Raw genomic sequence first — 6,472 nt, forward strand, 5'->3', positions numbered from 1 at the left:
GTTCCTCTGACCGACTCACTTACATCAGCGTCGAATGGTCTACATCAACCTTGGATAGAAAGAATGCCATTGGCGCGCTGGGCGTTTTCGTCAGCGGTACTCAGCATCTTCATTTGCATATCGTAGCGACGTGCAACATCAATCATCGATACCATGGCATCGACAGCACTGACGTTGCTGCCCTCCAGGGCACCACTGACTAATCGAGCATTTTCATCAGCGGGCAAGGCACCCGGCGCACCCTCTTCATTAGGGGGAGCACGGAAGAGACCGTCTTCGCCTCTTGTGATGCCGCCTGCGCCGGGGGTCACTAATTTAATGCGGCCAACTTCTACCAATGCTTCTGGACCCACCCCTTCCGGGATGGCACTGATAGTGCCATCGGCACCTATCGATACTTGGGCCCCCTGAGGGATAGCAATTGGGCCGCCTTCCCCCATTACCGGGCGCCCGACACTCAGCAGCACGCCATCGCTATCAATCTGCAGGTCGCCGCGCCTTGTATAGGTTTCAGTACCGTCGTCGGCTAATACCGCCATCCACGCATCATCTTGCATCGCGACATCAAGTGTACGACCGGTAAACTCTACCGGGCCTTGAGAAAAATCACTGCCTGGCGTGGTCGTGACCGCCGACGTTCGCGTTGCCAGTAATGCTTCACCCTGCACAGGGACGGAGCGAACAGCCTGGAGCTGCGCGCGAAACCCGGTGGTGCTGACATTCGACAGGTTATTACTCACCACCGACTGCTGATCCATCGTGTGCTTCGCACCACTCATGGCGGTATAGAGCATTCGATCCACGCTACTTACTCCTTACAAAGGTGACCGATCATTACAGATTAATAATGGTCTGCAGGAGCTCGTCCTGGGTACTGATGGTTTGCGAGTTAGCTTGATACGCGCGCTGAGCAACAATCATATCGACGAGCTCACGGGCCATATCAACGTTGGAGGTTTCCACAGCACTAGGCTGAATCAAACCCACCAAGCCAGTACCGGGTATGCCCACTAGCTCTTGCCCTGAAGATGCTGTAGACGTCCATAAATTATCCCCTTCAGGCTTCAGACCTTCAGGGTTACGAAAACTGACTAGGGCTATTTGGCCAGCCGCACGCGACTGTTCATTAGAATAGTTACGCATAATGCTGCCATCATCTTCAATGGTAACGCCAACTAACGAACCGGACGTGTAACCATCTTGCACGGTGTTATTGACCGTTGAGTCATTGGCAAATTGCGTTGAACCTTCAAAGCTCATGGCAATATTCAATGCTGCAAAGGGATTAGCACCTCCAAATTCCCCAGTACTAAATGAAGGGCTAGTAATTGTAGTACTCGCTTCATCTAGCGTACCGTTCTGAGTAAAGGCTAGGTTCCCTAAATCGACGTCATACGTCCCTCCACCTGCAGGCCCACCTGACAAACGACCATTAACGTCCCATTGATTAGCTGCCGTTTTGGTGAAATAGAGCGACAGGTTCCGCGCATTACCCTGTGAATCGAATACGGTGGCATTGGTAGAATAGTTATAGGTATTGGCATTATCGGCATCGAACGCTGCAGTAATGACAGGCTGACCAGAATCAAGGTTTAACGATATATCTAGTTCAGTTGTTGCATTAGCCTGTATGTCTCCTGAGAGAACCTGTAAAGGCTGTACATTACCACCCGCCTGAACAACACCTTCGGCGTTTGCGGCATAACCCATGATCTGAGCACCCTGGGCATTCACTAGGCGACCATCGGCCGTCATGGTCAACTGACCATTACGTGAATAACCTACTTCGCCATTGGGCTGTTGAAAACGGAAGAAACCTTCACCTGCAATGGCTAGATCCATATTGCGGTTGGTTGATTCAACGTTGCCTTGACTAAAATTTTGCAATACGCCTGCGGTACGTACGCCCAAACCGATACGCGACTCTGCATAGACATCAGCGAACTGTACGTTGGAACTTTTAAAACCAACGGTTTGCGAGTTGGCAATATTATTACCAACGGCGCCTAATTTTTGTTGCTGAGCGCTTAGACCACTGAGTGCTTGCGAAAAACTCATGATATTCCCCTAAGAAAGCTGTTTTTAATTAAAGAATTAATTTAATTAGTGTTTAAAGGATTTGTTTAACGTCGTTCAGGCTGACTTGGCCGTAAATAGCGCCCAGATCCAGCCGAACGCCGCCGCTGCCATCATTAGGGGTTACCCTGTTGACTACCGCATACTGTAAGGCGGTAGATTCAATTTTTTCGCCATCTGCATCAGTCGCTTCTAATTGCACAGAATACCGACCACTCGCTGCCGCCGCCCCTTGATCATCTAAGCCATTCCAATCGAATGACTGTGTGCCTGCGTCCAGCGAACCAAGATCATACCGGCGGATCACTTGACCACCTTCGCCAACAATCGTCGCTTTAACGTTCTTCGCTGGCTCGGCCAACTCTATCCCGAAAGGTGTTGTGTAAGTTTTTCCGTCGCTATCTTGCTCTAATAACACGTGCTGGCCGGGCACCATGACACCTTTACCAATCAAGCCGCTTGCCTGCAGTGCCTGGTTAGCATCCATTTGACGGGTAATGCCCTGTAGCGTGCTGTTCAACTCTTCAATACCGCTGACCGTGTTAATCTGCGCTAACTGTGAGGTCATCTCCGAGTTTTCCATCGGCTTCAGCGGGTCTTGATTCTGTAACTGAGTGATTAGCAACGTCATAAAGCTGTTGCGAAGCTCATCTGATTGACGAGCAGATAGGCCACTGGCGCCGCCGCTGTTAACACTGCTAACCATACTTGTATCAATAGTGTTCATGATTATCCCTCACCCAGCGACAGCGTTTGCATCAGCATTTGCTTACTGGTGTTAAATACTTCGACATTGGCCTGGTAGGAGCGCGAGGCAGAAATCATATTGACCATTTCGTGTACGGGCTCAACATTGGGTTTAGCCACGTAACCATCCTCATCCGCCGACGGGTGGTTGGGCATATATTCCATGCGAAGCGGGGAGTCATCTTCCACCACCTCGGTCACACGAACGCCACCAACACCATAACGGTTAGTGTGTGCCTGAGTTTCAAACATTACCTGTTTGGCTCGGTAAGTCTCGCCATCGGGTCCAGCAACGCTATCGGCATTCGCCATATTGCTCGCAGTGACGTTCATTCGCTGGGCCTGAGCACTCATTGCTGAGCTGGCAATATCAAATGTGGAAAACATCGACATTGGTGGTTAACTCCTCACTAGTTTGACTTGGTTTATTCAGGCTGCATGGCATTTTTCAGCCCTTGAATACGGCTGTTGAGCATGGTGAGCCCGACTTGATAGCGAACAGCGTTGTCCGCAAACTGCGTGCGCTCACGATCCATGTCCACCGTGTTTCCATCCAAACTAGGCTGATCAGGAATGCGATAAAGTAAATCGGCGTTGCCGGCTCCACGCCAAGCGGGGCCTTCTCCAGCAATATGGCCTTCTGTGGTACGTGCTAATGTCAGCCCGCCACCCGAGGAACCGGACGCATGCTGAGAACCATCTACTGCTTTTTTCAACTCGCTAGCAAAATCGATATCGCGCGCTTTATAGTTCGGCGTATCGGCGTTCGCGATATTTGCCGCCAACACGTCATGGCGTGCCTGGCGTAAACTCACTGCTTTCTGATGAAAATTAAAGGCAGATTCCAGTTGATCAATCATGCCGACCCTCGCGTTGAGGCTTAAAATAAAATGGACTTTGTTGAGGGTGGAGAATACGTGTGTCACTGTCATCCTAAAGCATGGAACAGATGTCGTTTCTGCCAGCATTTCGCGTGATACGCTTGATACCTTTTAGTTACACTTGAAAACCAAATTTCTCCTACTGCTTGTCTTCTCTAGCTCCCAGGTAAGCGACCTTCTTATGCAACGAAACCGCCCTTCTTCGCGACGCTTGTGTCGTTACTGGCTAGGCCTCCCTGTTGTAGCAATCGTGTGTATGATGGCTACATTTAACGTCTACGCTGATAACGACCATTTGATGCAGCAAGTGCATCAATTTTTGTATGAGCAAACACAAGCGCTAGGCGACGAGGTAGTGATTGACGTACGCCCTCCTTCCCCGCACTTACCTGAATGTGTACAACCAGAGCCTTTTTTACCCAACGCCAATCAAGCGCCGTTGGGCCGTGTTTCCGTTGGCGTACGTTGCGGTGAGGCCAGTCGGCAAGTTCGCTATCTGCAGGCTCAAATTGATATTGTGGGTAGCTATTTGGTGGCGGCAAGTGATATTGGGCGAGGCACGCTGATTACCCCTGACATGCTGAGTGAACAAGGCGGCAATCTTGGCGATCTTTCAGCCCAAGCGCTGACGGCTGAAGAAGATATTGTGGGTAAAATAGCGCAGCGTCCCATTCGTGCTGGCAGTACCTTTTTAGCCCACTACCTACAAGCGCCTAGCTTGGTTGAACGTGGTCAACGCGTGACTGTTATTGCTCAAGGGTCTTCTTTCCGCGTTACACGTGAAGGCGAGGCGCTGGAAAATGGCGCGTTAGGGGAACAAGTTAGGGTCCGTTTTGATTCGCGGCAAATTATGACAGCACGCGTCACAGATCAAGGCATGTTAGTGGTAGATTTTTAACTGACTGCCTAAAGTTATCTCCAGCGTTGCCGATAGTTACTGTTATATCGGTTATAATACGCGCAAAGCGCATCGACGTTGAAGATGAGGCAGACAACGTGAAAATTGATAACATTAATTCGCTACTACGCTCAAACCAAACTCAGCAACGCGATGAGACTCAAAAAGTTGATAGCGTAACGCCTACCACACAGGGTGGCAGCACTCGCGAATCGACCCAACTGAGCCAGTCGGGTGTTGATGAGTCCCAGGATATTGATAGTGCCAAAGTGGAAGAAATTCGCGACGCTATTCGCGAGGGACGCTTAGAAATGCGCGCTGATCGTATCGCTGAGGGGCTAATCGCCAATCTTAAAGATTTATAGGAGACGAATAATGAGCCTTGTCGCCTTGCTTACCGATCAACAACAGCGCCTGGATGCGCTCATTTCGTTGTTGTCCAGCGAGCAAAATTTATTGACACAAGGTGATATAGACGGCGATGCCTTGACTCAAGTGGCCCACGATAAGCAAATATTGCTTGTCGAGCTTGAGCGTATTGAGGCGGTTCGGCGCAATGTCCAAAAACGTCTCGGATATGCAGAAGGCGCTAGCGGTGCTAGAGCGGCGGCTAATGACGCTGGTTGCCAAACTGCCTGGGAAAGCTTACTTGAAAAAAGTGAGCGTGCTGCCCGTATGAATGAACTGACGGGGCAGATGCTTTCGGTACGCATGAAACATAACCAAGCGATGCTTGATTATATTCGCCAGATTGCAGAAAAAACGCTATATAAGCCAGATGGTCGTAATAGCGCTCAACCAGGCCGCATCAACGCTTCAGCCTGACACACCTAATTCCCTCGACAAGTTCTCTGCATGACGTTTCAATGAAGGCCTTTTGCACTAGAAGGGTTTAAGAAACTTCTCATGTTCAAATTATTGCCTCATCATTATACAGCGTTGGTCATCGGCGCATCAGGGGGGATTGGGACAGCCATTATTAAGCAGCTGTTGTCTTCTTCTCAGGTCGGCCAGATCATTACCGTTAGCCGACAAACACTACCCATTGATGATCCTCGTATTACACAACTAACGCTTGATGTCTCTCAAGAGCACGGCCGACAAGTGCTTAAGCAAGCATTGGCCGCCCAGCCAATCCATTTATTTTTTAATGCTATCGGCACGCTCCATGATGAAGCCCATCATCTACAGCCCGAAAAACGACTTGACCAGCTTAGTGTAGACAACTTAACACAGGTCATGAATGTTAACGCTTTTACACCTATCTTGCTGTTAGCAGCACTTCAGGACTCTTTCAAGGGATCGCATCCTGCGATTATTGCCAGTCTTTCCGCACGCGTGGGTTCCATTACCGATAATCAGTTAGGCGGCTGGTACAGCTACCGTGCCAGTAAAGCCGCTCATAATATGCTTATGAAAACCGCCGCTATAGAGCTCAAACGGCTAAATAAGCAATCTATCGTCCTATGCCTACACCCTGGCACTACCGACACCGCCCTCTCTAAACCTTTTCAGGCAAGGGTGCCGAACGAAAAGCTATTCTCGCCTACCTATGTCGCCGAGCAGTTGCTGGCCATCATCGCCGAACGAACTCCGGAGGATAGCGGTAGCTTTTGGGATTGGAACGGCAAGCCTATTGAATGGTGAAATAGCCAGCCATATCTCGCTGTTGACTCTGTCATTGCGAGCGTAGCGCGGCAATCTTGGTGCGGTGCCACCAAAACCGAGATGGCCACGTCGTTACACTCCTCGCCATGACAGGGCATTTTTCTTTTCTTCCAGGCAACAAAAAACCCAGCCGGATGGCTGGGTTTTTCGTGGAATAAGTGCCTGACGATGACCTACTCTCGCATGGGGAGACCCCACACTA

Annotated in this window: 9 protein-coding genes; 4 read left to right on the plus strand and 5 right to left on the minus strand. The window is 50.1% G+C overall.

Annotated features, from left to right (window positions below; translation table 11 throughout):
• Positions 1-44 precede the first annotated feature (44 nt).
• Genes ACFFLD_RS19995 through flgB form a run of 5 tightly spaced genes read right to left on the minus strand, consistent with a single transcriptional unit; the run spans position 45 to position 3,683 of the window.
• Positions 45-803, minus strand: coding sequence for a flagellar basal body rod protein FlgF (locus tag ACFFLD_RS19995; RefSeq protein WP_386043390.1), 759 nt, complete (start codon positions 801-803; stop codon positions 45-47).
• A 31-nt stretch (positions 804-834) separates the two neighbouring features.
• Positions 835-2,058, minus strand: a complete 1,224-nt coding sequence (flgE, locus tag ACFFLD_RS20000; protein WP_386043392.1) for a flagellar hook protein FlgE — start codon at positions 2,056-2,058, stop codon at positions 835-837.
• 52 nt (positions 2,059-2,110) lie between these two features.
• A complete protein-coding gene (locus ACFFLD_RS20005) occupies positions 2,111-2,803 on the minus strand; it encodes a flagellar hook assembly protein FlgD (protein ID WP_386043394.1) in 693 nt (230 codons plus the stop codon).
• A 2-nt stretch (positions 2,804-2,805) separates the two neighbouring features.
• Positions 2,806-3,216 carry a flagellar basal body rod protein FlgC gene (gene flgC / locus ACFFLD_RS20010; protein ID WP_386043396.1) on the minus strand — a complete coding sequence of 137 codons (411 nt, stop codon included), beginning with the start codon at positions 3,214-3,216 and terminating at the stop codon, positions 2,806-2,808.
• 32 nt (positions 3,217-3,248) lie between these two features.
• Positions 3,249-3,683 carry a flagellar basal body rod protein FlgB gene (flgB, locus tag ACFFLD_RS20015; protein WP_386043398.1) on the minus strand — a complete coding sequence of 145 codons (435 nt, stop codon included), beginning with the start codon at positions 3,681-3,683 and terminating at the stop codon, positions 3,249-3,251.
• Positions 3,684-3,960: 277 nt separating this feature from the next.
• On the opposite strand from flgB, the gene flgA reads away from it, so the two are divergent.
• From flgA to ACFFLD_RS20035, 4 genes are all read left to right on the plus strand, one after another.
• Positions 3,961-4,602, plus strand: a complete 642-nt coding sequence (flgA, locus tag ACFFLD_RS20020; protein WP_386043400.1) for a flagellar basal body P-ring formation chaperone FlgA — start codon at positions 3,961-3,963, stop codon at positions 4,600-4,602.
• Between the two features lie 98 nt (positions 4,603-4,700).
• Entirely contained in the window at positions 4,701-4,967 is a 267-nt protein-coding gene (gene flgM / locus ACFFLD_RS20025) for a flagellar biosynthesis anti-sigma factor FlgM (protein ID WP_386043402.1), read from the plus strand.
• Positions 4,968-4,977: 10 nt separating this feature from the next.
• Positions 4,978-5,427 (plus strand): flagella synthesis protein FlgN, encoded by a 450-nt coding sequence (locus ACFFLD_RS20030; RefSeq protein WP_386043404.1) that lies wholly within the window; start codon positions 4,978-4,980, stop codon positions 5,425-5,427.
• Positions 5,428-5,508: 81 nt separating this feature from the next.
• Positions 5,509-6,249, plus strand: a complete 741-nt coding sequence (locus tag ACFFLD_RS20035; RefSeq protein ID WP_386043406.1) for an SDR family NAD(P)-dependent oxidoreductase — start codon at positions 5,509-5,511, stop codon at positions 6,247-6,249.
• Positions 6,250-6,472 lie beyond the last annotated feature (223 nt).

It is taken from the genome of Vreelandella sulfidaeris, from assembly GCF_042429665.1.
Classification (GTDB): domain Bacteria; phylum Pseudomonadota; class Gammaproteobacteria; order Pseudomonadales; family Halomonadaceae; genus Vreelandella.